The following is a 1,467-nucleotide window of genomic DNA, read 5'->3' as shown; positions in this document are numbered from 1 at the left end:
GTGGGCACCACGCCCGACTACATCCACCATTACGACGCGCAGCTGGCACAGGGCGCGCTGTGGTCCAGGCCCATGCAGGCCGTCATTGGCGCGCAGGTGGCGCAGCAGACCGGCCTGAAAGTGGGCGACAGCTTTACCGGCACACACGGCCTGGGCGGCGGCGGTGAAGAGCACAAGCTGAGCCCCTATGTGGTGTCGGGCATCCTGGCCGGCAGCCACACCGTGCTGGACCGCCTGGTGCTGACGGCCACCGAGTCCGTCTGGCAGGTGCATGAAACCGACACCGCGCTGGACGACGACGACCGCAAGGTGCTGGAAGAGGAACGCGAAATCACGCTGGCGCTGATCCAGTACAAGACGCCGCTGGCGGCCGTGACCTTTCCGCGCTACATCAACAGCAGCACCGAGATGCAGGCTGCGGCGCCGGCGCTGGAGATCACGCGCCTCTTGAGCATGGTGGGTGTGGGCACCGACGTGCTGCGTGCGCTGGCCGGCGTGCTGCTGCTGACGGCGGGCCTGAGTGTCTTCATCGCGCTGTGGGGCGCCGTGCGTGAGCGCCGGGCCGACCTGGCGCTGCTGCGCATGCTGGGTGCGCCACCGGCCCGCGTGGCCGGCCTGCTGCTGTGCGAAGCGCTATGGCTGGCGCTGCTGGCCACCGTGCTGGGGGTGCTGGCGGGGCAGGGGCTGACGGCGCTGCTGGCCTGGGCGCTGCAACTTGAAAAATCGGTCCTGATCGGTGCGCTGTCATGGCCGGTCGAGCTGGTCAGTGTGCCGGTGCTGGCTTTGGGTGTGGCGCTGGCGTCTGCGTTGCTGCCTGCCTGGGAAGCCTACCGGATCAGTGTGTTTGAACTTCTCCAATCAAGGTAACTTCTTATGACAAACCTCTCTTCCATCAAAAAATTCCTCACCCTGTCTCCTGTTGCGGCCGCGTTTGCGGCGGTGGCCCTGAGCGCCACGTTCTCGCTGGCCCATGCGCAGCACAACGACAAGGAAACCAAGGAAGACATCCAGCGCCACCGCGCCATGGCCGCCGCCCATGAAAACGCCGCCAAATGCCTGGAATCGGGCAAGAAAGACGAAGTTTGTGAAAAAGAGCTGCAGGCCGCTTGCAAAGGCCTGGCCGTCGGCAAATACTGCGGGATGAAACACGTTCATTGACGTCCACTGACGTCACCGGGACACCCCTGAAGTGGCCTCACCTTTTTTCTGGATTTTCTGGAGTACTGCATGACTGCCTCTTTTCGCCCTCGCACACCAAGCCTTTACGGACTGAGGTGGGCATTGGCCTGCAGCACGCTGCTGGCCGCTGCAGGCCTTTCGGCGCAAACGCTGTCTTCACCGCTGGCGAATGGCGGCAAACCTGCCGCGGCAGGGCCGGCGTTTGACATACCGGTCGGGCAGGGTGCGGGCGTGCATGGCGCCAACAGCCCGTTCCCACCGCTGGCGGCCCGCACGGACGTTGTGCCC

Annotated in this window: 2 protein-coding genes and 1 pseudogene; all 3 read left to right on the top strand. The window is 65.2% G+C overall.

What is annotated here, in order from left to right:
- On the top strand, positions 1-867 hold an 867-nt coding region (locus AC1DWI_RS22915), incomplete at its 5' end, for an ABC transporter permease (RefSeq protein ID WP_477725881.1).
- A gap of 6 nt (positions 868-873) precedes the next feature.
- Positions 874-1,158: a hypothetical protein gene (locus AC1DWI_RS22910; protein WP_477668039.1), complete on the top strand. Its 285-nt coding sequence runs from the start codon at positions 874-876 to the stop codon at positions 1,156-1,158.
- A gap of 69 nt (positions 1,159-1,227) precedes the next feature.
- Positions 1,228-1,467 (top strand): annotated as a pseudogene (locus AC1DWI_RS22905) (hypothetical protein); the annotation flags it as partial.

The organism is Polaromonas sp. P3_C2 (genome assembly GCF_056402675.1).
The sequence above is the reverse complement of the archived record's forward strand: the minus strand, read 5'-3'. Positions and strand labels throughout refer to the sequence as shown.

Bases quoted from the DNA above. Each gene is read 5' to 3' on its own strand.
- AC1DWI_RS22910 (WP_477668039.1), top strand. From the start codon at position 874: ATGACAAACCTCTCTTCCATCAAAAAATTCCTCACCCTGTCTCCTGTT.